This is a genomic window from Mycobacterium sp. Panama NTM2 (assembly GCF_054355555.1).
The window spans coordinates 3,795,206-3,820,792 of sequence record NZ_CM135953.1 but is presented as its reverse complement, the minus strand read 5'-3'; the positions used below and the strand labels follow the sequence as shown (position 1 = coordinate 3,820,792).

Genomic DNA, 25,587 nt, shown 5'->3' with positions numbered 1-25,587 from the left:
GTCCTACCGTCCGCGCGGGGCGATCATCCGGGTCGGGATCGCTGGTTCGCCCTTCGACAGCTTCAACCCGTCCCACGGCAGGCTCAGCAGGCCCTGCGCCACGCGCTCTCTGGCAGCCGCGAGCGACAGATCGGCGACGGTGCGTCCGTCGCGCACCATCGGCGTCGTCACCGGGCGGGCCACCAGATCGGACGGCACGTCGGGCTCCTCCTGGTGGGGGTGGACGATTTCCTCGACGATCGTGCCGGACTCCTTGGCCAGCCGCACGGCCCGTTTGCGGCCGCCGTGGGACTCCTTGTGGCTGCTGCGCTTGGCCACCGGCAGACCGTCGACCTCGACGAGCTTGTAGACCATGCCGGCGGTCGGCGCACCCGACCCGGTCACCACCGACGTGCCCACCCCGTACAGGTCGACCGGTTCGGCCCGCAACGCGGCGATCGCGAATTCGTCGAGGTCGCCGGAGACGACGATCTTGGTGCCGGTGGCGCCGAGCCCGTCGAGCTGGGCCCGCACCTGGCGCGCCAGCACGCCGAGGTCGCCCGAGTCGATCCGCACGGCGCCCAGTTCGGGGCCGGCGGCCTCGATCGCGTTGGCGACGCCGGCGGTGATGTCGTAGGTGTCGACGAGCAGCGTGGTCCCGACCCCCAGTGCGTCGACCTGCGCGCGGAACGCCGCCTTCTCCCCGTCGGACGCGGATTGGCCGGCCGCCGAGTGCAGCAGGGTGAACGCGTGGGCGCTGGTGCCGAGCGCGGGTACGCCGTGGGTGCGCTCGGCCTCCAGGTTCGACGATCCGGTGAACCCGGCCAGGTAGGCGGCCCGCGACGCGGCGACCGCCGCGGCCTCGTGTGTGCGGCGCGACCCCATCTCGATCAGCGAGCGGCCCTGCGCGGCACTGACCATGCGCGCCGCCGCGGAGGCGATCGCGGTGTCGTGGTTGAAGATCGACAACACCAGCGTCTCGAGCAGCACACATTCGGCGAACGTGCCGTGCACGGAGAGCACCGGGGAGCCCGGGAAGTACAGCTCGCCCTCCGGGTAGCCGTCGACGTCCCCGCTGAAGCGGTAGTCGGCGAGATAGGCGAGCGTGTCGGCATCGCAGAACTCTTCGAGTGCGGCCAGTTCAGCCTCGCCGAACCTGAACTGCGGCAACGCTTCCAGGAAACGGCCCGTCCCGCCGGTGACGCCGTAGCGCCGGCCGTCGGGCAACCGCCGGGCGAACACCTCGAACGAGGTGCGGCGGTGGGCGGTGCCGTCCTTGAGTGCGGCCGCGAGCATGGTCAGCTCGTACTTGTCGGTCAGCAGTGCCGGTGAGGGGCGCGCAGACGGGTTCTCCGGCGACGAGGTCACCGCCCAACCGTATCGGTTCGGGGCAGGGGCGCGGTCCCGGTATTCTTGCCGGCATGGTGACGCCGGCGAAGGCACGACCGGATACCCGCGAAGAGCGTGAGGTGAGCTCCGACGCGGCGGCGGACACCCCGTGGGTCACGATCGTGTGGGACGACCCGGTGAACCTGATGACGTACGTGACCTACGTGTTCCAGAAGCTGTTCGGCTACAGCGAGCCGCAGGCCACCAAACTGATGCTGCAGGTGCACAACGAGGGCAAGGCCGTGGTCTCCGCCGGCACCCGGGAATCCATGGAGGTCGACGTGTCCAAGCTCCACGCCGCCGGGTTGTGGGCGACGCTGCAGCAGGACCGCTGACCCGGCTGTGCGTAAATGGAAGAGGGTCGACGGCGGTGACGGCCCGAGGTTCCGGTCGGCGCTGGCCGCCCACGAGGCCGACCTGCTGTCCACCCTGGTGACCTCGCTGCTCGACATGCTCGACGACCGGGCCTCGTCGGCGCCGGTGGACGAGCTCGCCGAGATCACCGGCATTCGCACCGGCAATTCGACTGCGCCGCAGGACGATACGATGAAGCGGCTGCTGCCGGATTTCTACAAGCCGGCGACCGATCACCCCGCCGGCTCCGGTCCTGCCGAAAGTCTGAACAGCGCGCTGCGCAGTCTGCACGAACCCGAGATCATCGACGCCAAGCGCGCGGCGGCAGATCGCCTGCTCGCGACGATGCCCCCCGCCGGCGGCAAGTTCGAGCTGTCCGAGGACGACGCGCAGGCATGGGTGGCGGCGGTCAACGACGTGCGCCTGGCGCTGGGCACGATGCTCGAGATCGGTCCCGAGGGGCCCGACCGGCTGCCCGGCGACCATCCGATGGCCGGCCATCTCGACGTCTACCAGTGGCTGACCGTGCTCCAGGACTACCTGGTGGTCGCCCTGATGGGGACGGGGCGCTGATGCCGGGCGCGATCACCGACGTCGCGGGCATCCGGGTCGGCCATCACCACGTGATCGATCCCGACGCCGCGCTGGGTTCGGGGTGGGCGACCGGGACCACCGTCGTGCTGACACCGCCCGGCACGGTCGGTGCGGTCGACGGCCGCGGCGGGGCGCCGGGCACCCGGGAGACCGATCTGTTGGAGCCCAGCAATTCGGTGCGGCACGTCGACGCTGTCGTGCTGACCGGTGGCAGTGCCTTCGGCTTGGCGGCCGCAGACGGTGTCATGACGTGGTTGGAGGAGCAGCAGCGCGGCGTCGCGATGGACGGCGGGGTCGTGCCGATCGTGCCCGCCGCGGTCATCTTCGATCTGCCCGTGGGCGGCTGGCAGTGCCGGCCGAGTGCCGAGTTCGGCTATCGCGCGGCGGCCGGCGCGGCGGCCGACACCGCGATCGGCACGGTCGGCGCGGGCGTCGGTGCACGGGCCGGGGTGCTCAAAGGTGGGGTCGGGACGGCGTCGGTGACCCTGGACATCGGCGTCACCGTCGGCGCGCTGGTCGTCGTGAACTCCGCCGGCGACGTCGTCGACCCGGCCACCGGACTGCCGTGGCAGGCGGGCCACATCGAGGAGTTCGGCCTGGTGGCACCTCCGGCCGACCAGATCGCCGCCTATGTCGACCGGCACGGTGAGCTCAGCCCGCTCAACACTACGATCGCCGTCGTGGCCACCGACGCCGCCCTGAGCAAGGCGGCCTGTCGGCGCGTCGCCGTCGCCGCGCAGGACGGGCTGGCCCGCACGATCCGGCCGTGCCACACACCGCTGGACGGTGACACGGTGTTCGCGCTGGCCACCGGCGCCGTGGAGATCGAACCCGACCCCACGATCCCGGCGTCGATGTCTCCGGAGGTGCCGTTGATGACGGCAGTCGGCGCCGCCGCGGCCGACGTACTGGCCAGCGCGGTGCTCGCCGGGGTGCTGGCCGCCGACGGGGTCGCCGGAATACCGACCTACCGTGGGCTGTTGCCCGGAGCGTTCGAATGAAGGAGAGCGGGTGCTGACGATTCGTGCTGACCTCGTAACGGCGATGGTCGATCACGCGCGCGCCGACCATCCGGACGAGGCGTGCGGGGTGATCGCCGGACCCGAGGGCTCGGATCGCCCCGAGCGGTTCATCGCGATGGTGAACGCCGAGCGGTCGCCGACGTTCTACCGGTTCGACTCCGGTGAACAGCTGAAGGTGTGGCGGGCCATGGAGGACGCCGACGAGGTGCCCGTGGTGATCTATCACTCGCACACGGCCACCGAGGCCTACCCGAGCCGCACCGACATCTCGTATGCCTCCGAGCCCCACGCCCACTACGTGCTGGTGTCGACACGAGACCCCGACGAGCACGAGTTGCGCAGCTACCGCATCGTGGATGGTGTGGTCACCGAGGAACCCGTCACCGTCGTCGAGCAGTACTGACTTTCAGACCATCCCCGATCCCAGAACCCAGGAGTCCCGCCATGTCCGTCACCGTGTCCATCCCGACGATCCTGCGCACCCACACCGGCGGGGAGAAGCGAGTGTCTGCCTCCGGCGACACCCTGCAGGCGGTGATCGACGATCTGGAAGCGAACTACTCGGGGATCACCGAGCGCCTCGTCGATAACGGCAAGCTGCACAAGTTCGTCAACATCTACGTCAACGACGAGGACGTGCGATTCTCCGGCGGCTTGAACACCGAGATCTCCGACGGGGATTCGGTGACGATCCTGCCGGCCGTGGCGGGAGGCTGATGAGGTACGACTCCCTGCTGCAGGCTCTCGGCGGCACGCCGCTGGTGGGGCTGCCGCGGCTCTCGCCGGCCTGGGATGGCGAGCCGCACGTCCGGCTGTGGGCCAAACTCGAAGACCGCAACCCGACGGGCTCCATCAAGGACCGCCCGGCGCTGCGCATGATCGAAGAGGCCGAGCGCGCCGGCCGTCTGGCGCCCGGCGCGACGATTCTGGAACCGACCAGCGGCAACACCGGCATCTCACTGGCGATGGCGGCTCTGCTCAAGGGCTACAACATGATCTGCGTGATGCCCGAGAACACCTCGATCGAGCGTCGCCAGCTGCTCGAGCTCTACGGCGCGCGCATCATCTATTCGCCGGCAGAGGGTGGCTCGAACACCGCCGTCGCGCACGCCAAAGAGCTTGCCGCGCAGAATCCGTCGTGGGTCATGCTCTACCAGTACGGCAACCCGGCCAACGCCGCCGCGCACTATGACACCACCGGGCCCGAACTGCTGGCGGACCTGCCCGAGATCACGCACTTCGTGGCCGGCCTCGGCACCACCGGCACCCTGATGGGCACCGGTCGGTTCCTGCGCGAGAACGTCCCCGGCGTGCAGATCGTCGCGGCCGAACCCCGCTACGGGGAAGGCGTGTACGCGCTGCGCAACATCGACGAGGGTTTCATCCCCGAGCTCTACGATCCCGACGTGCTGACCACGCGGTTCGCGGTCGGGTCGTTCGACGCGGTGCGCCGCACCCGCGAGCTCATCCAGGTGGAAGGCATCTTCGCGGGCATCTCGACCGGCGCGATCCTGCACGCGGCGCTCGGCATGGCGGCCAAGGCGGTCAAGGCGGGGGAGCGCGCCGACATCGCGTTCACCGTGTGCGATGCCGGCTGGAAGTATCTGTCGACCGGTGCCTACGCCGGTAGCCTGGACGACGCAGAGGATGCGCTGGAAGGGCAACTATGGGCATGACGGGCACCGGCGGGAGCCCCGGCCCGACCGCGGGACGGCAACGCCCGGCCTGGCTCGTCGGCGGGCTCACCGTCGTGTCGTTCGTCGTAGTGCTCTGGGTCATCGAGGCTTTCGACGCCGTCAGCGGACACCGGTTGGACAGCAACGGCATTCGGCCGTTGGAAACCGACGGACTGGCCGGCATCCTGTTCGCGCCGCTGCTGCATTCGAACTGGGAACACCTGATGGCCAACACCGTTCCGGCGTTGGTGCTCGGATTCTTGATGACGCTGGCGGGTATGTCGCGATTTCTGTTCGCCACCGCGATCATCTGGCTGGTCGGCGGTCTGGGCACCTGGCTGATCGGCAACGTCGGCGCCCAGTGCCCGTACGTCGGTGTGCGCTGCGAGACCAACCACATCGGCGCATCGGGCCTGATCTTCGGATGGCTCACGTTCCTGATCGTCTTCGGCTTCTTCACCCGCAAGGTGTGGCAGATCGTCGTCGGCGTCGTCGTGCTGTTCTTCTACGGCAGCGTGCTGCTCGGTGTCCTGCCCGGCACGCTCGGCGTCTCCTGGCAGGGCCACCTCTGCGGCGCGCTGGCCGGCGTCCTCGCGGCGTACCTGCTGTCCGGCCCGGAGCGGCGCACGCGCGCCGTCGGCAGGGGCGCACCGGCTCCGCCGTACCTGTCCCGATGAGCGCGGACCTGCCGATCGGGATCTTCGATTCCGGCGTCGGGGGCCTGACCGTGGCCCGCGCGATCATCGATCAGCTGCCCGACGAGGAGATCGTCTACGTCGGCGACACCGCCCACGGGCCCTACGGTCCGCTCACGGTGCCGCAGATCCGCGAGTATGCGCTGGCCATCGGCGACGACCTCGCCGAGCGGGGCATCAAGGCGATGGTGATCGCGTGCAACACCGCGTCGTCGGCCTGCCTGCGGGACGCTCGGGAACGGTATGCGCCGATTCCCGTCGTCGAGGTCATCCTGCCCGCCGTGCGGCGCGCGGTGAGCACCACACGCACCGGCCGGGTCGGGGTGATCGGCACGGCGGCGACCATTGCGTCCGGCGCCTACCAGGACGCCTTCGCCGCTGCCCGCGACCTCGAGGTGTTCTCGGTGGCCTGCCCGCGCTTCGTCGACTTCGTGGAGCGCGGCGTCACGAGCGGGCGCCAGGTGCTCGGCCTGGCCGAGGGCTACCTCGAGCCGCTGCAACGGGCGCAGGTCGACACGTTGGTGCTGGGCTGCACCCACTATCCGATGCTCTCGGGCCTCATCCAGCTGGCAATGGGCCAGGACGTGACGCTGGTGTCGAGCGCCGAGGAGACAGCAAAGGATCTGTTGCGGGTCCTGACCGAGCGGGATCTGCTGCGGCCGCACCCCGCTGACGACGCCCCCGCGCCCCGCCGGGTGTTCGAGGCGACCGGCGATCCGGAGGCGTTCACGCGGTTGGCGGCGCGCTTCTTGGGGCCCACCCTCGACGGTGTGCGCCATGTGCACGGTCACGCCCGAAGCAGGACATGATCTCGGTCGCGCAAAGCGGCGATGTTTTCCGCGTGGCGCTGGCGGGCATGGCAAGCTGGTGGGCGTGCGAGTCACCGTACTGGGGTGTTCCGGCAGTGTGGTCGGTCCCGATTCGGCCGCGTCCGGTTATCTGGTGACCGCACCCGACACACCGCCGCTGGTTCTCGACTTCGGCGGAGGGGTCCTCGGTGCGCTGCAGCGCTACGCCGACCCGAATTCGGTGCACGTCCTGCTCTCGCATCTGCATGCCGATCACTGCCTGGATCTGCCCGGGCTGTTCGTGTGGCGGCGGTATCACCCGAGCCCGGCCACAGAGCGGGGGGTCGTGTACGGGCCCGCCAACACCTGGGCGCGGCTGGGAGCGGCGTCGTCGCCCGAGGGCGGGGAGATCGACGACTTCAGCGACATCTTCGACATCCGGCATTTCGTGGACAACCAGGCCGTCGAGATCGGGTCGCTGACGATCGTGCCCCGCCTGGTGTGTCACCCCACGGAGTCCTACGGCATGGCGCATCACTGATCCGTCCGGCGCCACGCTGGTGTACAGCGGGGACACCGGCTACTGCGACGCGCTCATCGACCTGGCGCGCGACGCGGACGTCTTCCTGTGTGAGGCATCCTGGACGCACGATCCGAGCCGTCCCCCGCGGTTGCACCTGTCGGGCACCGAAGCGGGTCGCGCCGCGGCCAACGCGGGCGTCGGCGAACTGTTGCTGACCCATATCCCGCCGTGGACGTCGCGCGAAGACGTCATCAGCGAGGCCAAGGCCGAGTTCGACGGGCCGGTGCACGCGGTCGTCGCCAACGAGGCGTTCGACATCACCCGCGCCTGATTTCCTTCCGCCCAAACCGACGTTCGGGTGGGAAAGTGCGAGACGTGCCCGCCTGTACGTCGATCTCGGCGCTGTCATGACGACCCGCTAGGGTTGGCCCGTGTCCAGACGAGAAGACGGCCGGCTCGACGACGAGCTCCGCCCGGTCACTTTGACCCGCGGTTTCACCACGCATCCGGCGGGATCGGTGCTGGTCGAGTTCGGACAGACGCGGGTGATGTGCACTGCGAGTGTCACCGAGGGTGTTCCGCGCTGGCGCAAGGGTTCCGGTCAGGGCTGGCTGACTGCGGAGTACGCGATGTTGCCCGCGGCCACGCACGACCGGTCCGACCGGGAGTCGGTGAAGGGCCGCGTCGGTGGCCGCACCCAGGAGATCAGCCGGCTGGTCGGGCGCTCGCTGCGCGCCTGCATCGACCTGGCCGCGCTGGGGGAGAACACGATCGCGATCGACTGTGACGTGCTGCAGGCCGACGGCGGCACCCGCACCGCGGCCATCACCGGCGCCTACGTCGCCCTGGCGGATGCGGTGACCTACCTGGCCGCTGCCGGCAAGCTGAAGGACCCGCGGCCACTGTCGTGTGCGATCGCCGCGGTGAGCGTCGGCGTCGTCGACGGCCGCATCCGGGTCGACCTGCCCTACACCGAGGATTCCCGCGCCGAGGTGGACATGAACGTCGTCGCGACCGACACCGGCACGCTTGTCGAGATCCAGGGCACCGGGGAGGGCGCTACGTTCCCCCGCTCGACTCTGGACAAGATGCTCGACGCGGCGATGGCGGCCTGCGACCAACTGTTCGTGATCCAGCGTGAGGCGCTGGAGTTGCCGTATCCGGGAACGCTGCCGGAAACGGGCGAGCCCGCGAAGAAGGCGTTCGGAAGCTGACCCGGCTGCTGGTTGCCACTCGCAACCCCAAGAAGCTGACCGAACTCCAGCGGGTGCTCGATGCCGCGGGGGTGAGGGGTCTGTCACTGCTGTCGCTGGCGGACGTTCCCGCGTTCGACGAGGCCCCCGAGACCGGCGCGACCTTCGAGGACAACGCGCTGGCCAAGGCGCGGGACGCCTATGCCGCGACGGGCCTGCCTGCGGTGGCCGACGACTCCGGTATCGAAGTCGACGCGCTCAACGGCATGCCCGGCGTGCTCAGCGCGCGGTGGTCAGGCCGGCACGGCGACGACGCCGCCAACACCGCGCTGCTGCTCGGTCAGCTGGCCGACGTCCCCGACGAGCGCCGCGGGGCGGCGTTCGTCTCGGCATGTGCGTTGGTCCACGGTCCCGGTGACGCCGACGCCGTGGTGGTGCGCGGCGAGTGGCGTGGCACCGTGGTGCGCGAACCGCGCGGCGCCGGGGGTTTCGGGTACGACCCGGTCTTCCTGCCGGCCGGTTCGGAACGCACAGCTGCCCAGCTGACTCCGGAGGAGAAGGACGCGGCGTCGCACCGAGGTCGCGCGCTGGCCGCGTTGCTGCCGTCGCTGCGCGCGCTGGTCTGAGTCAGAGCCCGAATTGGGCCCTGATGTTCTGCGTCTGGAAGTGCTCGACGATGATGCCGACCAGTGGAATCGTGCCCGCCAGCAGGATGCCGACGGTCTTGGCGATCGGCCAGCGGACCTTCACCGCCAGGTTGGCCGTGAAAAGCAGGTACACGAAGTACACCCAGCCGTGCACGACGGCGATCCAGCCCAGCGAGTCGTCGCCGAAGCCGTACTTCATCACCATCTCGTAGCACAGGGCGATCAGCCAGACACCGGTCGCCCACGCCATGACCCGATAGCCCGTCAGGGCTTTGCGGACGGTCTCGACGGATGCGAGCGGCGAGGGGGATTCGGGTGCGGTCACGTACCGGTTCCTGTCGTCTTGTCGTCGCCATTGCTTCTGGCGAGTTCTGCGAGATATGCGTTGTATTCGCGCAGCGTCACATCGGCTTCGATCGGCGCTGCCTTCGGTCGCTCGGGGAGTAGGCCCGCCGGGATCTCAGTGGGCGTCTGCGTGTTCTGCGGGGCGGGCGGCGCGTCCTCGTAGCGGACGAACTTGTAGTAGGCGTAGATGCAGAAGCCAGCGAACGCCGGCCACTGCAGCGCGTACCCCAGGTTCTGGAAGTCGCCGGAGGTCGATTCGAAGCGTGTCCACTGCCACCACGCCAACGCGAGGCAGCCCGAGGCAGCAGCGATCGTCAGCAGGATGAGCGCCGGCCTCCTACGCCGCGTAGTGGACACCGCTCAACGGTACCGCGTTACGATCGTCAGGCTCATGCGCGAGTGGCGGAATGGCAGACGCGCTGGATTTAGGTTCCAGTGTCTTAGGACGTGGGGGTTCAAGTCCCCCCTCGCGCACCAACTCTGGTGCTGGTGTGCGTCCAGAGCGTCGAATCACCCGGAACTCAGCGCTGTGCGCACACCGCGCGCCTACACGGCCAAGTCAGGCAGAGACCTCGACCGGCGCAGGCTCACTCGCCTGGGACGTGAAGCAGAACATGCTGGCTGCGAAACTGAGCAACGCGACGGCTCCGGACAGCAAAGCAAACAACGGCTCCGACAGACTCCAGCTGCCGAGAGCGAACGCGAGCGCGATGATCGCCGAGATCAGCAGGAACAGCCCGGTGGTGGCCACGGCCTCGTTGAAAGGGTCGTCTGCACTGACGTTTTCCGGCCTCGTGGCCATGACTTCCTCCTCCGGCTGCCGGCATCCCAGCGTGTCGACGGAAAGTTACCCGCTCGTCAATGCGGGAAAACCTGACTTCGCGTGACTGTGGTCACCCCTGCGCCATGAGAGTGTGTTCTGCGACGACGGGTCGCATGATGCCCGCGGACAGGGGAACTTTCTTCTCATGCGCGACGTGAAGTTCATGGATCTGCACGGCGATCGGCTCGCCTACCGGGACGAGGGCAGCGGTGAGGAGGTGCTGCTCCTCATCCACGGAATGGCGGGCAGCTCGGACACCTGGCGGTCCGTCATCCCGCGGTTGGCCAAGCGATACCGCGTCATCGCCCCCGACCTGCTTGGCCACGGCCAGTCCGCGAAACCCCGCAGCGACTACTCGCTGGGTGCCTTCGCTGTGGGCCTGCGTGATTTTCTCGACGAGCTCGGCGTCTCTCACGCCACCGTCGTCGGTCAGTCGCTGGGCGGCGGGGTCGCTATGCAGTTCGCCTACCAGCATCGCGAGTACTGCCGCCGGTTAATTCTGATCAGCAGCGGCGGATTGGGTCAGGACGTCGGGTGGACACTGCGGCTGCTGTCCGCGCCGGGGGCGGAGCTACTGCTGCCGGTCATCGCGCCTCCGCCGGTGGTGCGGGTGGGCAACGCCATTCGCGGCTGGTTCTCCGCGCACAGCATCCGCTCGCCACGCGGCGCCGAGATGTGGAGCGCGTACGCATCGCTGTCGGAGGCGCAGACCCGGCAGGCATTCCTGCGCACTCTGCGGTCGGTGGTCGACTATCGCGGCCAGGCGGTCAGCGCGTTGAACAGGCTGTACCTCACCTCAGAGCTGCCGACTCTGGTGATCTGGGGCGACGACGACCGGATCATCCCCGTCGAGCACGGGCATGCGCTGGCAGAGCTCCGGCCGGCCTGCCGGCTCGAGGTGCTTCCCGGGGTCGGGCACTTCCCGCACGTCGAGGAGCCCGACGCCGTCATCGAACTGATCGACGACTTCATCGGGGCCACCGCAGAACCTGACGAGCCGGTCGATTCCCCCTCGCTGGAGTCCTCCGACCTGAAGTGATCGGGTTCAGCGTTTACGGACGGGGTGTCCGTTGCGCTCGGCGAGTGAACGCAGCTGCTTGAGCGCGAACTGCCGGTTGCGCCCGCCTTCGGGCAACACGATGCCCGCCCACAAACCGACGGCTCCCGGCGTGAGGCATGCCTCACGAGCGCACTGCCACCTGCGCGGGCACGACCGGCACAGCTCTTTGGCGCCCTCGTCGGTGGCGGTGGTCCAGCGGTCGGGATCGCGCGTGCACGGCGCGGTCCACGGCACTTCCTCGATCGACAACGGATTCATGGCCACACCCCTTTTCTCGCCCTCACGTATTCCCCGTTGGCGACGACGATACGCACGTATGGCAATGACGATACATTTGTATGGTGGCACCCGCCCGTGGGCGCAGTTGTCTACGGTTACGTCGTGGCCTCTGACGCGCGCGGCGGAAGATCCGACGAGCCCCGCAACATCGAGCGAATTCGGCAGGCCGCGCTGCGCAGTTTCGCCCAGAGCGGGACCGGTGCGACCACGATGCGGGGGGTGGCCGCCGCCGCCGGTGTGTCACTCGGTCTGGTGCAGCATCACTTCGCCACCAAGGCAGGTCTGATCGCTGCTGTCGACGAGTTCGTCCTCGAACTCGTGGTGTCGTCGATGGCGCGACCGCTGCCGGAACCCCCTGTCGATTCAGTCGCGGAAATCGGCGGACGCGTCACCGCGATCATGGCCGACTATCCCGACGTGGCCGGTTATCTGAGTCGGGCGCTGGTCGACGGCAGCCCCGTCGGAGTCCGGCTCTTCGACGCTCTGATCGGCGTGGGTGTGGCGCGGTGGCAGCAGCGCATGGACCGCGGCGAGGTGCGCCCGGACGTCGACGTGACCTGGGCGGCGATCAACGGCATCGTGCTGGCCCTGGGTGCCATCAGCCTCCGCTCGCACATCGATCGGCATCTTCCCGCGCCGCTGACGCAACCGGTACAGCTCGAACGGTGGCAACGGGCTGTCGACACACTGCTGCGCGACGGTCTGTTCGTGCCGGAGTCGGAGCGACCGGACGGTTCAGCGCCGACGGAGTAGACGACCCGGACGCCGACGTTCCGGCGGCCGACGCCGGGCATACGGCCACGGTTGGTTTCTTTCCGGGACTGCCTCGGCGCGAACGGTTTTGAGCTGGGTCCTGAGGTAGGTACGCAGCTCGAGCAGGCCGTCGTCGGTCCACCGGTTGTGCACCTCGGTGGGATCGGCGTCCAGATCGTAGAGCTCCCATTGGTCGTCGAGCGGGTCCGATCGGTACATGGGCCCGCCGATGCCGGTCGCCGCCAGCTGCCGCACTCCCGGCTCTGTCCACGTGGCGGGATCGTCGAAGGAGCGGACCAATTTCCACAGGTGGCCTGCCCCGTTCGGCGCGATGTCCTCGTCGACGCGCAGCACCAGGCCTTCGAAGTTGGCGGCGGTGTGGGCCGGGATCCGGATGCGCAGCGGTCGGGGCACTGCAAACGTCAGCCTCAGCATGCGGGCCACGCCCGACGCCCCCGTGTCGCCTTCCAGGACGTTGTCGCGTGTCATGAGGTACACCGCGCGGTCGCTGTCGGCGTCGGCGCCGTCGACTACCGGCATCAGGTCCCGGCCGGGCAACGAGTGCACTTCGGTGAACGACTCGGCGAGTGCCCGGGCAGTGTCCGGCACGTCCACGCCGGCGGCGGCGAGCAGAGTGGGCACCAGGTCGACGTGGGACGTGGGCGCGCTCACGGTACGAGCTGTCGTCGACCGGCGCCCGACGCGGGCGATGACCAGCGGGACGCGCGTGGCCTCGTCGTAGAGGTTGAACCACTTCTGGTGCAGCCCACCGTGCGCACCCAGCAGATCACCGTGGTCGGCGGTGCGAACCAGTACCGCGTCGTCGGAGCCACCGTCGGTGACCGCGCGGCGGACCCGGTCGATCGGGTCGTCGACCTCGGCGTGCAGACGGTAGTACAGATCGCGGTAGCTCTGCGCGTTGCGTTCGTAGGTGCGCTCGATCACCCTGCTGGGGCCGTAGCCGGAGTAGTAGGCCTCCCGAAAAGCGATCTGGGCCGCGGGTTTTGCGGACAGGTCCTCGTCGGCAGAGGGTGCAGGCGGTACGGGTGGGGGATCGAGGGGGGACGCACGTAGCGGACTGCGCCGCGACCACGCGGGGAACAGCACGATGTCATGCGGGTTGACGAAGCTCGCGACGAGCAGGAACGGGCGCAGGGCGGCCGCGTCGCCGCGTCGTCGCCGTGCATAGCGGTCCTCCAGCCATGCCAACACGCGATCGGCGATCAGCGGGTCGCGGCGAATCCCGGCGTCGGACAGCTTGGCGCCATGGGGCTCTGGGCCCACCCACCCGGAGAAGCCGTACGGGGCAAGGGGATCAGCCTCCAGGTACCGCGCAACGGCGTGCGGGTCGACCACGCCGTGGGAGTCGTTGGTGGCCAGCGCGCCACCTGTTTCGGGGTCGACGAGATCGGCGTGCGAGATGTGCCACTTGCCGTCGTAGTGGGTGTCATAACCGGCTGCGCGAAACCAGTTGCCGAGCGTCGGGACCTCACCGGGACGAAGCCACCGCAGGCGGGAGTCATCGTGCGCCTTGCCGATCCCGTCGGTCTGGGTGACGCCGTGCAGATCGGGATACTGCCCGGTGAAGATCGTCGGCCGGCTCGGCACGCACGCGAGTGAACCCGTGTAGTGGCGGAGGAACTGCACGCCGTGGGCATCGAACCAGGCGCGGCCGGGCAGCATCTCGCGGCGCCAGGCGGCCAGCTCGGCTGGTTCGTAAGGTGGCGCCGCCCGCTCCTCGTCGGTCATGACGATCACGATGTCCGGGCGCGCTGGTGTCATGACGGGATCCTCTCGGTTGCGCGGGCCAAGGACTGCAGCAGCGCTTCGCAACGCTGAGCCAGGTGACGGGCCAGCGCGCGTTCGGCGACGGGGCGTATCAGCGGGGCGGTGGTGGAGACCGAACAGGTCACCGTGACCACCGTCGTGTCGTCGCGTGGGTGCAGCACCCATCTGTGGGCCGCCGAGAAGCGCCGGGGGACACCATCGATCGTGTACCCCAGCGCGAGAGGCGGCGCGAATTCGTTGATCGTCTCGAGTACGGCGTTGCGACCGATCTGCACGCGACGCTGTGAACCCACCCGTGGCGGGCTGTCCGTGTCGCGCAGCATGCAGCAGTGATCGACGCCGGAGGCCCACCGGGCCAGGCCGCCGAAATCGGTCAACAGCTCCCACACCCGGGCTGCGGGCGCGGCGACCGTCCGCTCGCGGCTGAGCTCGATCATGGATTCATCATCGTCGCTGGCGCCCGCCGGCGAGGGAGATCAGCGTGCGGTCAGCCCGGCGAGCACCATTCGCGTGAGCGACTCCGCGCGGTCGGTAGGAAATGCCCGTCCTTGTGTGAGCACGGCGTGGACGATGCCGCCGACGATGGCGTCGGTGGCATCGGCGACCGATGACTCGCCGAAGCCGGCGCCGCAGAGACGGTCACGGACGGCGTCATGCAGCGGGATGGTGAACCCCGCCCGCAGCCGCTGCGCGGTCTCGGGATGTTCGATGCCGGCGACGGTGAGGAAACGCAACATCGCGTTCCCCCGAGCCGTGGTCAGTGCCGCGGCGAGTTCGGCGGCCCACGCGCAGACGTCCGCCACGACATCTGCGGTGGCGGGTACCGGGCGCAGGATGCGGTCGGCGTCGGCGAGGATCACGTCGGCGGCCAGGGCGTGCCGGCTCGGCCACCAGCGATAGATCGTCTGCTTGCCGACGCCGGCGCGGGCCGCCACCGCCTCGATGGTCAGTCTGTCGAAGCCGCGCAGCAGCAGGAGTTCCCGCGTTGCCGTGACGATCGCCTGGCGTGACTTCTCGCTTCGTCGCCGTGGTGCGTTCGCCGTCGTCGTGGCCATGGCCGTCCTCCTGTCCGACCTCCCGTCGTCTTTACAGGCTGGGGTCGTGCCCGTAGTGTCCCACAATACGAGACGTTGCGTCTCGTAAGAACGTGACGTCGACGAGGGGTGAAGGCAGTGACACCGGCACCGTCGATCGGCCTGACCCCGGAACAGGCGCAGCTCGCCGCTGCAGTCACCGACTTCGCGGCGCGGCATGCGCCGATCGACAAGACGCGCGCCGCCTTCGGCTCGCTCACCGCCGGCAGCCTGCCCGAATGGTGGGATCGGTTCACCGCCAACGGATTCCATGCCGTACATCTGCCCGAGCGGCTCGGTGGCGGAGGAGGCTCGGTGACCGACGCCGCCTGTGTCCTCGAGGCCGCCGCCACCGCGATGCTCCCTGGCCCGGTTCTTGCCACGGTCATCGCGGGCGCGATCGCCACGCTCGCCGACGACGAGCCGGCCGCACGCGAGCTCGTCAGCCGGCTCGCGCAGGGAACCCCCGCGGCAGTGGTCCTCGACCGCGACGTGCTGCGGGCGACGGCCACCGACGACGGCTGGTCGCTGAGCGGCACGACGACGGCCGTCCCGGGTATCTGCTCGGCGCAGGTCGTCCTCGTGACCGCGCATTCGGCGGGCCGCGCGCTGTGGCTGCCCGTCGATCCGACGGCCGCGGGCGCCGACGTCACGCCGCTCGACGGCACCGACAAGACCGTCGACGTGGGCGTGCTTCGGCTCGACCGCTACGCCTGCCCCGCGCGTAGCCGTCTCACGGGGATCGACGACCTCAGAGCGCAATGCCTGTCGCTTGCGTTGACCGCGGCGGCCGCGTCCGGGCTCATCGGGTGGTGCGTGACCGCGGTGACCGAGCATCTGCGCACCCGCGAACAGTTCGGCAAGCCGATCGGTGCGTTCCAGGCGCTGCAGCACCAGGCGGCCATGCTGCTGGTCCACAGCGAACTCGCGACCGCGGCCGCCTGGGATGCCGCCCGCTCGGCATCAGAGTCGTTGACGCAGAACAGGATAGCGTGTGCGTCGGCCGCTCTGATGTCGATCGGGCCCGCCCCGGGCCTGGTGCTCGACGCGCTCACGATGTTCGGCGCGATCGGCTACACCTGGGAACACGACCTGCACCTGTACTGGCGCAAAGCCACCAGCCTGGCCGCCTCGATCGGCCCGATCAGCCGTCATGCCCATCAGCTCGGCGCCCTGACACGCACCGAGAACCGGGACATCTCGGTAGGACTCGGTGACCTCGATGCCGATTTCCGCGCTTTCGCGGCCGGGGTGCTCGACGAGGCCGCCGCCTTGCGCAACGATCAGCCCGGACGGCAGGGCGACTACCCGAATCTCGCCACAGGGCCGCAGCGAAGCCTGCTCGCCGATGCGGGACTGATCGCCGCGCACTGGCCCCGGCCATGGGGTGTCGATGCCACCACGCGGCAACAGCTGATCCTCGACGAGGAGTTCGCGAAGCGGCCCATGCTGGTGCGTCCCTCACTGGGCATCGCGGAGTGGATCGTGCCCTCGCTGATCAGCGCGGCGCCCGGGCATGTGGCGCAGGAACTGATCCCGCCGACGCTGCGGGGCGAACTGGGCTGGTGCCAGTTGTTCAGCGAACCCGGTGCGGGTTCTGATCTGGCGGCGCTCACGACGCGCGCCACCAAGGTCGACGGCGGTTGGCGCATCACCGGACACAAGATCTGGACGTCCTCGGCGCACACCGCCGACTACGGGGCGCTGCTGGCGCGCACCGACCCCGACGCCGCCAAACATCGGGGCATCGGCTACTTCATCGTCGACATGCGGTCCGAGGGCATCGATCTGCAACCGATCCGCCAGGCGACCGGTGAGGCCCATTTCAACGAGGTCTTCCTCACCGATGTGTTCGTGCCCGACGACCGGCTGCTGGGCGGCCCCACAGACGGCTGGCGTCTCGCCATCGCGACCATGGCGCAGGAGAGGGTGGCGATCAGCGCCTACATCAAGGACGACCGGGCCGCCATCCTGCGTGACCTGGCCGGCCGCGGCGGGCCGGAGCACGTCCAGGTGCTGACCGCGCTCGGCGACGCCGACGCGTTCGCGATCGCGATCAAGGTGCTGGCCGTGCGCGAGTTGATGCGGCTGCTCGACGGGCAGGAACCCGGTCCGGCATCGAGCATCGCCAAGGTCGCGATGAACGTCATGTTGCGCCGAACCTTCGCTGCGACCCTCGAATTATCGGCTCCCGCAGGGTTGGTGGAGAGCGGCGAAGCCGACGGTGTGCCGTTGATCGAGCAGTACTTCCACCTGCCTGCCGAGTTGATCGGTGGGGGCACCAAAGAGATCCAGCTCAACATCATCGCCCAGTTCATTCTCGGGCTACCCCGACCCTGATCGACAGGAGCGCACATGGGTCTACGTGGCGAGGCGGCCATCGTCGGTTACGTCGAGCTGCCACCCGAGCGGCTGAAGTCGGCGGGCGTGGCTCCCTTCATGATCGAGCAGTGGGCGGAATTGGCCGCGGCGGCGCTGGCCGACGCGGGCTTGTCCGGTGAGGACGTCGATGGCATCGTCACCACCAATCTCGCCGAGTCGGAGATCTTCGTACCGTCGACGATCGCCGAATACCTGGGCGTGCGTGCGAATTTCGCCGAGCTCGTCGATCTCGGCGGGGCCAGCGCGGTGGCGATGGTGTGGCGCGCGGCCGCGGCGATCGAGCTCGGCATCTGTGACGTCGTCGTCTGTGCGATCCCGGCGCGATATCTGACGCCGACTTCGCTGCGGCGGCCGCGGCCGCTGACCGATGCGGTGTTCTTCGGTGCGTCGAGCAATCAGTACGGTTCCCCGCAAGCCGAGTTCGAGATCCCGTACGGCAACGTCGGACAGAACGGGCCATACGGTCAGGTCGCTCAGCGCTATGCGTCGATCTACGGTTACGACGAACGCGCCGTGGCCAAGATCGTGGTCGACCAGCGGGTGAATGCCAACCACACCGTCGGAGCGATCTGGCGGGACGTTCCGCTGTCGATCGAGGATGTGCTCGCCAGCCCGGTGATCGCGGATCCGCTGCACATGCTCGAGATCGTGATGCCCTGCGTCGGCGGGGCCGCCGTGGTGGTGGCCGGCGCCGAGGTGGCCGCCCGTGCGACCCGGAGGCCCGTGTGGGTCAAAGGGTTCGGCGAGCAGGTCCCGCACAAGACACCCACCTATGCCGACGACCTGTTGCACACACCGATGATCCGCGCCGCAGAGACCGCGTTCGCGATGTCGGGTCTGAGCCGCGCGCAGATGGACATGGTCTCGATCTACGACTGCTACACGATCACGGTGCTGCTGAGCCTCGAGGACGCGGGCTTCTGCGCCAAGGGCGCCGGCATGCAGTTCGTCACCGAGCACGACCTGACCTTCCGTGGCGACTTTCCGGTCAACACCGCCGGCGGCCAACTCGGGTTCGGCCAGGCGGGCAACGCAGGCGGGATGCACCACGTGTGCGATGCCGCCCGGCAGATCATGGGTCGTGCCGGGGCGGCGCAGGTGGCGGACTGCCACCGGGCGTTCGTGTCCGGCAACGGCGGGATCCTCTCCGAGCAGACCACCCTCGTACTGGAGGGAGACTAGATGAACCTCGAGCGGCCGATGCCGGTGAAGACGCCCACCACGGCACCCTTCTGGGACGCGCTGGCCGAACGCCGGGTGGTGATCCAGTACTCGCCGTCGGCTCAGTCGTATGTGTTCTACCCGCGTGTGCGGGCCCCGCGCACGCTCGCCGACGATCTGGAATGGCGCCAGATCTCGGGAATGGGAACGCTGTACACCTACACGGTCGCGCGCCGACCCGTGGGACCGCATTTCGCCGGCGCAGTTCCCCAGCTGCTGGCGATCGTGGAATGGGATGAGGGACCGCGGTTCTCGACCGAGCTGGTCCACGTCGAGCCGGCCGACATCACCATTGGCATGCGGGTCCGTCCGGTGTTCTGTGACTACCCCGAGCACGACATCACGATGTTGCGCTACCAACCGGCCTGACCGCCGTGTAATTTCGAGCCGAACTCGCACGGGCGGTGTCCTCGCCCAGAGGGGAGCGGGGTCCATGCGCGAGACCGTCATCGTCGGAGCGGTGCGCACACCTGTCGGTAAGCGCAACGGCGGATTGTCCGAGCAACACGCGGCAGATCTGTCGGCGCTCGTGCTCAACGAACTGCTCGAACGGACGGCGGTCGATGTCGAGCTCGTCGACGACGTCATCTGGGGTTGCGTGTCGCAGGTCGGTGACCAGTCGAGCAACATCGGGCGGTTCGCGGTGCTGGCGGCGGGCTGGCCCGAGCGGATACCCGGCACGACGGTGAACCGGGCCTGCGGATCCAGCCAACAGGCGCTGGATTTCGCGGTGCAGGCCGTGATGTCAGGCCAGCAGGATCTGGTGGTCGCCGGGGGAGTCGAGGTGATGAGCCGGGTTCCGCTGGGTGCAGCGCGCGCCAGCGGCATGCCCTATGGGCCCAAAGTGCTTGCCCGATATGACGACTTCTCGTTCAACCAGGGCCTCTCGGCGGAGATGATCGCCCGCCGGTGGAACCTGTCGCGCGCACGACTCGACGAATACTCCGCGCGCTCGCACGACCTGGCCGCCACCGCCCAGGACAACGGTGCCTTCGCTGACCAGATCGTGCCGGTCTTCACCGGCACCGACGTCGTCACCGCCGACGAGGGTATCCGGCGCGGCACCACCGTGGAAAAACTGGCGGCGCTGAAGCCGGCATTCACCGACGACGGGGTGATCCACGCCGGCAACTCCTCGCAGATCTCCGACGGGGCGGCCGCCCTGTTGGTGACGACCGCGGAGAACGCGGTGAATCTGGGTGTGACGCCGTTGGTGCGCTATCGCGCCGGCGCGGTGACCGGGGCGGATCCGACGCTGATGTTGACCGCGCCGATCCCGGCGACGGAGAAGGTCCTCCACAAGGCCGGCCTCGACCTTGGCGACGTCGGGGTGTTCGAGGTCAACGAGGCGTTCGCGCCGGTGCCCCTGGCGTGGCTGGCCGACACCGGCGCCGACGAGGCCAGGCTCAACCCGCTCGGTGGTGCCATCGCGCTGGGTCACCCGCTGGGCGCGTCGGGCGCGGTGTTGATGACGCGGATGATCCACCACATGCGCGACAACGACATTCGCTACGGGTTGCAGACGATGTGTGAGGGCGGGGGCACCGCCAACGCCACCGTCGTCGAACTCGTGGCGTGATCGTTCACTGGTTGCCGATGTCGCGTTCGAGGTGTTCGGCCAATCGCGCCCGCGCCGCGTCACGCTTGCGCGGCAACCACTCTGACGGCCACACGTCGTCGCTGGCGGAGTAGGCCCGCAACACCTGTTTGGCCACCGTGGTCTTGTGCACCTCGGTCGGACCGTCGGCCAGTCCCAGTACCGCGGCGCCGGTCACCATGGACAGCAGCGGCATCTCGTTGCTGACCCCGAGTGCGCCGTGCACCTGCATCGCACGCCAGGCGATGTCGTGCAGCACCGTCGGCATCACGACCTTCACCGCCGCGATGTCCTTGCGTACGACCTTGTAGTCGTTGTACTTGTCGATCTGCCATGCCGTGTAGAGGACCAGCAGGCGGAACTGCAGCAATTGTGCGTAGCTGTCGGCGATGTAGGCCTGCACGGTCTGTTTGTCGGCCAGCAGACCACCCGCGGTCCGGCGGCTCAGGGCGCGCTCGCACATCATGTCGATGGCCTTGCGGGCCAGCCCGATGGTCCGCATGGCGTGGTGGATGCGGCCGCCGCCCAGCCGGGTCTGGGCGATCACGAAGGCCTGTCCTTCGCCGCCGAGCAGCGCTGAATCCGGCACGCGCACATCGCGGTAATGGATCAGCGCATGGCTGCCCTCACCGTCGGGTTCACCGTGCAGGCCGACGGTGCGGACGATGTCCACTCCGGGGGTGTCGGTCGGGATCAAGAACATCGACATGCCCTGGTATGGACTCACATCCGGGTTCGTCACCACCATCACGATCAGGAACGACGCGGTGGCGGCGTTGGAGGAGAAGTACTTCCAGCCGTTGATCACCCAGTGGTCCCCGTCGCGAACCGCGCGGGTGGTGAACTGCGTCGGGTCCGCGCCGCCCTGCGGTTCGGTCATCGAGTAGCTCGAGAACAGTTCGCCGTCGAGCAGTGGCCGCAGGTAGCGCTCCTTCTGTTCGGGCGTGCCGTAGTGCGCGAGGATCTCCGCGTTACCGGTGTCGGGGGCTTGGCACCCGAAGATGACCGGTGCCCAGGCCGAGCGCCCGAGGATCTCGTTGAGCAGCGCCAACTTCAGTTGGCCGTAGCCCTGCCCGCCGAGGTCCGGACTCAGATGCGTCGCCCACAGCCCTTTCGCGCGCACCCGGCGTTTGAGGTCGTCGACGACGGTGCGGCGCGCCGCAGTCAGCGGGGTGTACTGCAGGTGCGGCCACACCAGATCGAGGGGCTCGACCTCGTCGCGGACGAAGGCGTCCGCCCAATCCAGCAGCTCCTGATAATCGGGGTCGGTAGCGAAATCCCACATGCGGCCTCCTCGTCGCGGTGCGCTCACCTCACCCTGTCCGCGTGGTGCTGGCGGCGGAGCGTTTTCGGGTCATTCGGTATAGCCTCGGCCGCGTGGACCTGACCGCGATCGTTCCCGTGCCGGCGTCTGTGGCCGATCGGGCCGATACCGTGCTGACGCCGATCGCGGGCGAGTCCGCACTGATCCGGGTGGTGCGAGCGCTGGCCGAGGTCGCCACCGTCGTGGTCGCTGCCGCGCCCGCGCTGGCGGAGCCGGTCGGCGAACTGCTTGATGCGCAAGGGTTTTCGCAGGTATCAGTGGTTGCAGCGGCGGCGCCCGGGGACGCCGCGGGCTGTGTTGCGGCGGCGCTGGAGCAGGCTGCTGCCGCCGGGGACGTTCTGGTCCACGATGTCGGCTGGCCGCTGGTGGACCCCGAGGTGGTGCACCGGCTGGTGGCGGCGCTGCATGACGGCGCGCAGTGGGTGGCGCCCGCTCGGCCCGTCACCGACAGCATCAAGGCCGTCGACGACGACGGCGTCATCGTGGCGACACTGGATCGCGCGGAACTGGAGGTGGTGCAGTACCCGCGCGGGTTCGCCGCCGACGTGTTGCGACGCGCCGTGTCCGGTGTCGCGGCCGACCGGTTCGACGACCTCGACGCTGTGCTGTCCGCCCACGCCACGCTCCACCTCGTCACCGGCGACCCTCACGCGTTCGGTGTCGAGCTGCCTCGCGACGCCGACTATCTCGCGGCCGTCATGGCGAGCCGGCAGTCCGGTTCTGCGCGGTGAGCAGGTGATGGGCCACCGCGACGTCGCCCGGATAGGTCACCTTCAGGTTCGCCGCGCTGCCGGGGAAGGTGTGCACCGCGACGTCGGTGTAGCGCTCCACGCAGGACGAGGTGTCGGTGCCTTCGAAGCCGTCGCGCTCGGCGCACCGATAGGCGGCGAGCACCTCGCGCGCGCGAAACGCCTGAGGGGTCTGCACCCGCACCACCGCCTCGGTCAGCGGTCGCACCACGCCGTCTCGCACGCGGGCCAGACCGGTGACCGCGACGGTGGGCAGCGCTCCGCCGACGCCGCGGGCCAGAGTGATCGCCGTGGCGAACATGCCCGCGTCGGCCAGCGGGCGGGCGGCATCGTGGATCAGCACCACGTCGACGGCACCGGATTCGATGTCACCGGCCAGGTGGCGCAGCACATTCAGCTCGGATTGGTGCCGGGTCGGTCCGCCCTCCACGAACTCGACAGCAGCGCCGGGCAATTCGCGGGCCACGGTGCTGCGCGCCAGGTCCGATTCGCCCTGCCGGAACACCAGCACGGTGCGCGCCACCTCGGGCATGCGGGCCAGCGTGTCCAGCGACCACACCAGCATGCTGCGGCCGTCCAGCCTCAGGTAGGCCTTGTTGCCGTCGGCACCCACGCGGGAGCCGCTGCCCGCGGCCAGGACCACGGCCACCGCGTCGGAATCCATGGAGGCACAGTATCTCCGGTACGGTCCACACCCAGCCCGGAAGGGGGTAGCCGGTGACCGAACAGCCGCACGCGCCGAGCTCCGCGGCGCATCGGGTCCGGAAGATGGTCGGTCGCGATCCGCACGAGTCGCATCGCGCCGCGACGCCGCTCGAGCTGCTCTTCGACCTGACCTTCGTCGTCGCGTTCGGGATCGCGGCCTCGCAGCTCGCCCATCTGCTGGCCGCGGGCCACGTCCTCGCCGGGCTCGCAGCGTTCTTCTTCGCGACGTTCGCGGTGAGTTGGGCGTGGATCAACTTCAGCTGGTTCGCCTCGGCGTTCGACACCGATGACTGGGTCTATCGGCTGACCACCATGCTGCAGATGGTGGGGGTGATCGTGCTGGCGCTCGGGATTCCGGCGTTGTACAGCTCGATCGAGCACGGCGGTCACGTGGACAACGCCGTGGTCGTCGCGGGCTACGTCGTGATGCGGGTGGCGATGGTGACGCAGTGGCTGCGCGCGGCGCGCCAGGACCCCGCCCACCGCGGCGCGTGCCTGACGTATGCGCTGTGGATCACGCTCGCGCAGGTGGGCTGGATCGTCGCGATCTTCGTCCACACGTCGCTCGCCGTCACCGCCGTGATCGTCATCGCGCTGGTGCTGGTCGAGCTGATGGGCCCGGTGCTGGCGGAGTCGACTCGCGGTGGCACGCCGTGGCACGCCCACCACATCGTGGAGCGGTACGGGTTGTTCACGATCATCGCGCTCGGCGAGGGTGTGGTCGGCACGGTCGCCTCGCTGACCGCGGTGGTGGAGGCGCAGGGCTGGACGTTCGATGCGGCATTCGTCGCGGTGGCCGGCATCGGGTTGACGTTCGGCATGTGGTGGACCTACTTCGCGTTGCCGCAGGCCGAGGTCCTGCACGTGCGCCGTGAACGCTCGTTCTGGTTCGGCTACCTGCACATCATCGTGTTCGGGGCGATCGTGGCGACCGGCGCGGGTCTGCACGTGGCGGCGTACTACGTCGAGCACCACACGGAGCTCGGATCGGTGGCCACGGTGCTGACCGTGGTCGTGCCGGTCGGGGTGTATCTGCTGATGACCTTCGTGCTGCACACGGTGTTGACGCGCACTGTCGCGCTGTTCCACGTCGCGGTGATGGTCCTCACGGCGGCCATCCTCGCGGCGGCCGTGGTGCTGGCGGCGGCCGGGGTGTCGATGGCCAACTGCCTGCTCGTCGTCACCCTCGCTCCGGTCGTCTCGGTCGTGGCGCACGAGCTGCGGGGCCACCGGCACACTGCCGCCGCGGTCTCCCGCGCACTGGAGAACCGCTAACCGTTGATGCCCTCCAGCAGGATGCGATCGTCCTGCTGCGCCAGTAGTCGGCGGGCTTTTCGCCGGGTGATCAGGATGCCGATCACCGCCAACGCCCAGACCGTGTACTGAAGGGTCCACGCCAGCCGGAACGAGTCGAAGGACAGCCCGCCGGCGGCCTGCAGGATCATCCCCATCAGCTGCATGAGCACCAGCGAGGCCAGGAAGCCGCCCATGTTCACCATGCCCTGGGCGGTGCCGAGGGTATGGCTGGGGTTGAACGTCCTGGCGAAGTCGAAGCCCACCATCGATCCTGGCCCGCCGACGGAGATGACGACCACCAGGATCACCAGCAGCCACACCGGTGCCCGGTGGGGCAGCGCGAGCACCACGGTCCAGATCGCGGCGTTGCTCGCGATGATGCCGAGCACCAGACGCGAGCGACGGTGGGGAAATCGGCCGGTGAGGACGCCGATGACGAGCCCTGCAGCGATCGCGGCGACAACGGAGATCGTCAGCAGAGTGCCTGCTGCGGTGGGTGACAACCCCTGGGCGACGGTCAGGTAGGGCACTCCCCACATCAGGGCGAACACCGTCACGGAGAACTGCGTGCCCATGTGGGTGAAGAAGCCGAGCCGGGTGCCCGGCCGCAGCCAGACCGTCTTCACGCTCGCCAGGGTCTCCCGCACGTTCATCGCCTCGGCGCTGACCACCGTGCCGTCAGGCGCGTTCTTGACCAGCGCTGCGACCAGCACCAGGACGAGAGCGCCCAGTGCGGCGGCAGAGGTGTAGGCGGGCGTCCAGCCGGATGCGGAGAGCAGCGCGAGGAACGGTACCGCGCTGAGCACCTGTCCCAACTGGCCGCAGATTCCGGTCAATTGGGTCACCAGGGGCACCTGCCGTGCGGTGAACCACCGCGGGACCAGGCGCAGGACGGAGATGAACGTCATCGCGTCGCCGAGCCCCAGCACTGCGCGCGCCGCGATCGCGAGCGGAAGCGACGTCGTCAGCGCCAGCACCAACTGGCCGGTGGCCATCAGCGTCGCTCCGGCGAGTATGAGCGCTCGTGAGCCGTACCGGTCGAGCAACAGTCCCGCGGGGATCTGGGCGCCGGCGTAGACGACCACCTGCAGCACGACGAACATCGAGAGGAGGCCGGGTCCGGCGGCGAACCGCTCGGAGGCGGGCAGGCCGGACACGCCCAGGGTGGTGCGATCGAGAACAGCCACGATGTAGGCGAGAAGCCCGGTCGCCCAAATGATCCAGGGGCGCACGCTGCAACCTCTCGGGGCGAATGACGACGGGGACGGTTGGTTCGGCGGCGCCGGACCACCCGACCATGCTCTCCCATGACGCGGTGCCGATGCCAACCGC

At 69.1% G+C, this 25,587-nt stretch carries 29 protein-coding genes, 1 tRNA gene and 1 pseudogene; 20 read left to right on the top strand and 11 right to left on the bottom strand.

Annotation, left to right across the window (positions count from 1 at the left end; all coding sequences use genetic code 11):
- Positions 1 to 3 precede the first annotated feature (3 nt).
- On the bottom strand, positions 4 to 1,275 hold the full coding sequence (locus tag ACXYX3_RS18155; RefSeq protein ID WP_458612134.1) for a nicotinate phosphoribosyltransferase: 1,272 nt from the start codon (positions 1,273 to 1,275) through the stop codon (positions 4 to 6).
- A 125-nt stretch (positions 1,276 to 1,400) separates the two neighbouring features.
- Between ACXYX3_RS18155 and clpS the strand changes: the two genes are divergently transcribed.
- The 11 genes and pseudogenes from clpS (at position 1,401) to rdgB (ending at position 8,839) form a co-directional block, all read left to right on the top strand.
- Positions 1,401 to 1,703, top strand: coding sequence for an ATP-dependent Clp protease adapter ClpS (gene clpS / locus ACXYX3_RS18150; RefSeq protein ID WP_241207768.1), 303 nt, complete (start codon positions 1,401 to 1,403; stop codon positions 1,701 to 1,703).
- Between the two features lie 7 nt (positions 1,704 to 1,710).
- Positions 1,711 to 2,295, top strand: coding sequence for an oxidative stress transcriptional regulator AosR (gene aosR, locus ACXYX3_RS18145; protein WP_458608493.1), 585 nt, complete (start codon positions 1,711 to 1,713; stop codon positions 2,293 to 2,295).
- Positions 2,295 to 3,317, top strand: coding sequence for a P1 family peptidase (locus ACXYX3_RS18140; protein ID WP_458608492.1), 1,023 nt, complete (start codon positions 2,295 to 2,297; stop codon positions 3,315 to 3,317). Before aosR ends, ACXYX3_RS18140 begins: the two co-directional genes overlap by 1 nt.
- Before the next feature lie 43 nt (positions 3,318 to 3,360).
- Positions 3,361 to 3,741 carry a M67 family metallopeptidase gene (locus ACXYX3_RS18135; protein WP_458612133.1) on the top strand — a complete coding sequence of 127 codons (381 nt, stop codon included), beginning with the start codon at positions 3,361 to 3,363 and terminating at the stop codon, positions 3,739 to 3,741.
- A 41-nt stretch (positions 3,742 to 3,782) separates the two neighbouring features.
- The gene (locus tag ACXYX3_RS18130; protein WP_458608491.1) at positions 3,783 to 4,055 is read left to right on the top strand and encodes a MoaD/ThiS family protein; all 273 of its coding nucleotides are present in this window, start codon (positions 3,783 to 3,785) and stop codon (positions 4,053 to 4,055) included.
- Positions 4,052 to 5,014 (top strand): PLP-dependent cysteine synthase family protein, encoded by a 963-nt coding sequence (locus ACXYX3_RS18125; protein WP_458612132.1) that lies wholly within the window; start codon positions 4,052 to 4,054, stop codon positions 5,012 to 5,014. Before ACXYX3_RS18130 ends, ACXYX3_RS18125 begins: the two co-directional genes overlap by 4 nt.
- Positions 5,005 to 5,691: a rhomboid family intramembrane serine protease gene (locus tag ACXYX3_RS18120; protein WP_458608490.1), complete on the top strand. Its 687-nt coding sequence runs from the start codon at positions 5,005 to 5,007 to the stop codon at positions 5,689 to 5,691. Before ACXYX3_RS18125 ends, ACXYX3_RS18120 begins: the two co-directional genes overlap by 10 nt.
- Positions 5,688 to 6,518 (top strand): glutamate racemase, encoded by an 831-nt coding sequence (gene murI, locus ACXYX3_RS18115; RefSeq protein WP_458608489.1) that lies wholly within the window; start codon positions 5,688 to 5,690, stop codon positions 6,516 to 6,518. Before ACXYX3_RS18120 ends, murI begins: the two co-directional genes overlap by 4 nt.
- Before the next feature lie 58 nt (positions 6,519 to 6,576).
- Positions 6,577 to 7,351: pseudogene (locus tag ACXYX3_RS18110) on the top strand (cyclic nucleotide-degrading phosphodiesterase).
- A 100-nt stretch (positions 7,352 to 7,451) separates the two neighbouring features.
- Positions 7,452 to 8,234 (top strand): ribonuclease PH, encoded by a 783-nt coding sequence (gene rph, locus ACXYX3_RS18105; protein WP_241207775.1) that lies wholly within the window; start codon positions 7,452 to 7,454, stop codon positions 8,232 to 8,234.
- The gene (rdgB, locus tag ACXYX3_RS18100) at positions 8,231 to 8,839 is read left to right on the top strand and encodes an RdgB/HAM1 family non-canonical purine NTP pyrophosphatase (RefSeq protein WP_458612131.1); all 609 of its coding nucleotides are present in this window, start codon (positions 8,231 to 8,233) and stop codon (positions 8,837 to 8,839) included. The genes rph and rdgB overlap by 4 nt, the downstream gene beginning before the upstream one ends.
- 1 nt (position 8,840) lies before the next feature.
- Here the strand turns inward: rdgB and ACXYX3_RS18095 are convergent, their stop codons facing one another.
- The gene (locus ACXYX3_RS18095; protein ID WP_241207776.1) at positions 8,841 to 9,185 is read right to left on the bottom strand and encodes a DUF3817 domain-containing protein; all 345 of its coding nucleotides are present in this window, start codon (positions 9,183 to 9,185) and stop codon (positions 8,841 to 8,843) included.
- On the bottom strand, positions 9,182 to 9,562 hold the full coding sequence (locus ACXYX3_RS18090) for a hypothetical protein (protein WP_241207777.1): 381 nt from the start codon (positions 9,560 to 9,562) through the stop codon (positions 9,182 to 9,184). Before ACXYX3_RS18090 ends, ACXYX3_RS18095 begins: the two co-directional genes overlap by 4 nt.
- Before the next feature lie 36 nt (positions 9,563 to 9,598).
- On the opposite strand from ACXYX3_RS18090, the gene ACXYX3_RS18085 reads away from it, so the two are divergent.
- A tRNA-Leu gene (locus tag ACXYX3_RS18085) sits at positions 9,599 to 9,682 on the top strand.
- A gap of 82 nt (positions 9,683 to 9,764) precedes the next feature.
- On the opposite strand, the gene ACXYX3_RS18080 is transcribed toward ACXYX3_RS18085, so the two are convergent.
- Positions 9,765 to 10,007, bottom strand: coding sequence for a hypothetical protein (locus ACXYX3_RS18080; protein WP_458608488.1), 243 nt, complete (start codon positions 10,005 to 10,007; stop codon positions 9,765 to 9,767).
- A 166-nt stretch (positions 10,008 to 10,173) separates the two neighbouring features.
- Between ACXYX3_RS18080 and ACXYX3_RS18075 the strand changes: the two genes are divergently transcribed.
- The gene (locus ACXYX3_RS18075) at positions 10,174 to 11,067 is read left to right on the top strand and encodes an alpha/beta fold hydrolase (protein ID WP_458608487.1); all 894 of its coding nucleotides are present in this window, start codon (positions 10,174 to 10,176) and stop codon (positions 11,065 to 11,067) included.
- A 6-nt stretch (positions 11,068 to 11,073) separates the two neighbouring features.
- Here ACXYX3_RS18075 and ACXYX3_RS18070 read toward each other — a convergent pair whose 3' ends face one another.
- Positions 11,074 to 11,346, bottom strand: a complete 273-nt coding sequence (locus ACXYX3_RS18070) for a WhiB family transcriptional regulator (RefSeq protein ID WP_241207780.1) — start codon at positions 11,344 to 11,346, stop codon at positions 11,074 to 11,076.
- A gap of 123 nt (positions 11,347 to 11,469) precedes the next feature.
- On the opposite strand from ACXYX3_RS18070, the gene ACXYX3_RS18065 reads away from it, so the two are divergent.
- Positions 11,470 to 12,120 (top strand): TetR/AcrR family transcriptional regulator, encoded by a 651-nt coding sequence (locus ACXYX3_RS18065; protein WP_458608486.1) that lies wholly within the window; start codon positions 11,470 to 11,472, stop codon positions 12,118 to 12,120.
- Here the strand turns inward: ACXYX3_RS18065 and ACXYX3_RS18060 are convergent.
- From ACXYX3_RS18060 to ACXYX3_RS18050, 3 genes are read right to left on the bottom strand one after another with little or no spacing between them, the layout of a single operon-like run.
- On the bottom strand, positions 12,103 to 13,902 hold the full coding sequence (locus ACXYX3_RS18060; protein WP_458608485.1) for a sulfatase-like hydrolase/transferase: 1,800 nt from the start codon (positions 13,900 to 13,902) through the stop codon (positions 12,103 to 12,105). The two genes, ACXYX3_RS18065 and ACXYX3_RS18060, sit on opposite strands and share 18 nt — an antisense overlap.
- Positions 13,899 to 14,345, bottom strand: a complete 447-nt coding sequence (locus ACXYX3_RS18055; RefSeq protein ID WP_458608484.1) for an SRPBCC family protein — start codon at positions 14,343 to 14,345, stop codon at positions 13,899 to 13,901. Before ACXYX3_RS18055 ends, ACXYX3_RS18060 begins: the two co-directional genes overlap by 4 nt.
- A gap of 39 nt (positions 14,346 to 14,384) precedes the next feature.
- Entirely contained in the window at positions 14,385 to 14,963 is a 579-nt protein-coding gene (locus tag ACXYX3_RS18050; RefSeq protein WP_458608483.1) for a TetR/AcrR family transcriptional regulator, read from the bottom strand.
- A gap of 117 nt (positions 14,964 to 15,080) precedes the next feature.
- Between ACXYX3_RS18050 and ACXYX3_RS18045 the strand changes: the two genes are divergently transcribed.
- From ACXYX3_RS18045 to ACXYX3_RS18030, 4 genes are all read left to right on the top strand, one after another.
- On the top strand, positions 15,081 to 17,321 hold the full coding sequence (locus ACXYX3_RS18045; RefSeq protein WP_458608482.1) for an acyl-CoA dehydrogenase family protein: 2,241 nt from the start codon (positions 15,081 to 15,083) through the stop codon (positions 17,319 to 17,321).
- A gap of 15 nt (positions 17,322 to 17,336) precedes the next feature.
- Positions 17,337 to 18,545 (top strand): thiolase family protein, encoded by a 1,209-nt coding sequence (locus ACXYX3_RS18040; protein WP_458608481.1) that lies wholly within the window; start codon positions 17,337 to 17,339, stop codon positions 18,543 to 18,545.
- On the top strand, positions 18,546 to 18,953 hold the full coding sequence (locus ACXYX3_RS18035; protein ID WP_458608480.1) for a Zn-ribbon domain-containing OB-fold protein: 408 nt from the start codon (positions 18,546 to 18,548) through the stop codon (positions 18,951 to 18,953). It abuts the gene before it with no gap.
- Positions 18,954 to 19,017: 64 nt separating this feature from the next.
- A complete protein-coding gene (locus ACXYX3_RS18030; RefSeq protein WP_458608479.1) occupies positions 19,018 to 20,163 on the top strand; it encodes a thiolase family protein in 1,146 nt (381 codons plus the stop codon).
- Positions 20,164 to 20,167: 4 nt separating this feature from the next.
- Here ACXYX3_RS18030 and ACXYX3_RS18025 read toward each other — a convergent pair whose 3' ends face one another.
- The gene (locus ACXYX3_RS18025; RefSeq protein WP_241207789.1) at positions 20,168 to 21,466 is read right to left on the bottom strand and encodes an acyl-CoA dehydrogenase family protein; all 1,299 of its coding nucleotides are present in this window, start codon (positions 21,464 to 21,466) and stop codon (positions 20,168 to 20,170) included.
- 92 nt (positions 21,467 to 21,558) lie between these two features.
- Here ACXYX3_RS18025 and ACXYX3_RS18020 point away from each other — a divergent pair, with 92 nt between their 5' ends.
- A complete protein-coding gene (locus tag ACXYX3_RS18020; protein WP_241207790.1) occupies positions 21,559 to 22,236 on the top strand; it encodes an IspD/TarI family cytidylyltransferase in 678 nt (225 codons plus the stop codon).
- Here ACXYX3_RS18020 and ACXYX3_RS18015 read toward each other — a convergent pair.
- Positions 22,202 to 22,918, bottom strand: coding sequence for an IspD/TarI family cytidylyltransferase (locus ACXYX3_RS18015; RefSeq protein WP_241207791.1), 717 nt, complete (start codon positions 22,916 to 22,918; stop codon positions 22,202 to 22,204). The genes ACXYX3_RS18020 and ACXYX3_RS18015 overlap by 35 nt on opposite strands.
- Positions 22,919 to 23,022: 104 nt before the next feature.
- Between ACXYX3_RS18015 and ACXYX3_RS18010 the strand changes: the two genes are divergently transcribed.
- Positions 23,023 to 24,234, top strand: a complete 1,212-nt coding sequence (locus tag ACXYX3_RS18010) for a low temperature requirement protein A (protein WP_458612130.1) — start codon at positions 23,023 to 23,025, stop codon at positions 24,232 to 24,234.
- On the opposite strand, the gene ACXYX3_RS18005 is transcribed toward ACXYX3_RS18010, so the two are convergent.
- Entirely contained in the window at positions 24,231 to 25,487 is a 1,257-nt protein-coding gene (locus ACXYX3_RS18005; RefSeq protein ID WP_241207961.1) for an MFS transporter, read from the bottom strand. The two genes, ACXYX3_RS18010 and ACXYX3_RS18005, sit on opposite strands and share 4 nt — an antisense overlap.
- Positions 25,488 to 25,587: the final 100 nt, after the last annotated feature.

Bases quoted from the DNA above. Each gene is read 5' to 3' on its own strand.
- murI (WP_458608489.1), top strand. From the start codon at position 5,688: ATGAGCGCGGACCTGCCGATCGGGATCTTCGATTCCGGCGTCGGGGGC.
- ACXYX3_RS18070 (WP_241207780.1), bottom strand. From the start codon at position 11,346: ATGAATCCGTTGTCGATCGAGGAAGTGCCGTGGACCGCGCCGTGCACG.
- ACXYX3_RS18040 (WP_458608481.1), top strand. From the start codon at position 17,337: ATGGGTCTACGTGGCGAGGCGGCCATCGTCGGTTACGTCGAGCTGCCA.
- ACXYX3_RS18120 (WP_458608490.1), top strand. From the start codon at position 5,005: ATGGGCATGACGGGCACCGGCGGGAGCCCCGGCCCGACCGCGGGACGG.
- clpS (WP_241207768.1), top strand. From the start codon at position 1,401: ATGGTGACGCCGGCGAAGGCACGACCGGATACCCGCGAAGAGCGTGAG.
- ACXYX3_RS18130 (WP_458608491.1), top strand. From the start codon at position 3,783: ATGTCCGTCACCGTGTCCATCCCGACGATCCTGCGCACCCACACCGGC.
- ACXYX3_RS18060 (WP_458608485.1), bottom strand. From the start codon at position 13,902: ATGACACCAGCGCGCCCGGACATCGTGATCGTCATGACCGACGAGGAG.
- ACXYX3_RS18155 (WP_458612134.1), bottom strand. From the start codon at position 1,275: ATGCTCGCGGCCGCACTCAAGGACGGCACCGCCCACCGCCGCACCTCG.
- ACXYX3_RS18030 (WP_458608479.1), top strand. From the start codon at position 19,018: ATGCGCGAGACCGTCATCGTCGGAGCGGTGCGCACACCTGTCGGTAAG.
- ACXYX3_RS18015 (WP_241207791.1), bottom strand. From the start codon at position 22,918: ATGGATTCCGACGCGGTGGCCGTGGTCCTGGCCGCGGGCAGCGGCTCC.
- ACXYX3_RS18025 (WP_241207789.1), bottom strand. From the start codon at position 21,466: ATGTGGGATTTCGCTACCGACCCCGATTATCAGGAGCTGCTGGATTGG.
- ACXYX3_RS18135 (WP_458612133.1), top strand. From the start codon at position 3,361: ATGGTCGATCACGCGCGCGCCGACCATCCGGACGAGGCGTGCGGGGTG.
- ACXYX3_RS18055 (WP_458608484.1), bottom strand. From the start codon at position 14,345: ATGATCGAGCTCAGCCGCGAGCGGACGGTCGCCGCGCCCGCAGCCCGG.
- ACXYX3_RS18075 (WP_458608487.1), top strand. From the start codon at position 10,174: ATGCGCGACGTGAAGTTCATGGATCTGCACGGCGATCGGCTCGCCTAC.
- ACXYX3_RS18080 (WP_458608488.1), bottom strand. From the start codon at position 10,007: ATGGCCACGAGGCCGGAAAACGTCAGTGCAGACGACCCTTTCAACGAG.
- ACXYX3_RS18140 (WP_458608492.1), top strand. From the start codon at position 2,295: ATGCCGGGCGCGATCACCGACGTCGCGGGCATCCGGGTCGGCCATCAC.
- ACXYX3_RS18035 (WP_458608480.1), top strand. From the start codon at position 18,546: ATGAACCTCGAGCGGCCGATGCCGGTGAAGACGCCCACCACGGCACCC.
- ACXYX3_RS18050 (WP_458608483.1), bottom strand. From the start codon at position 14,963: ATGGCCACGACGACGGCGAACGCACCACGGCGACGAAGCGAGAAGTCA.
- ACXYX3_RS18010 (WP_458612130.1), top strand. From the start codon at position 23,023: ATGGTCGGTCGCGATCCGCACGAGTCGCATCGCGCCGCGACGCCGCTC.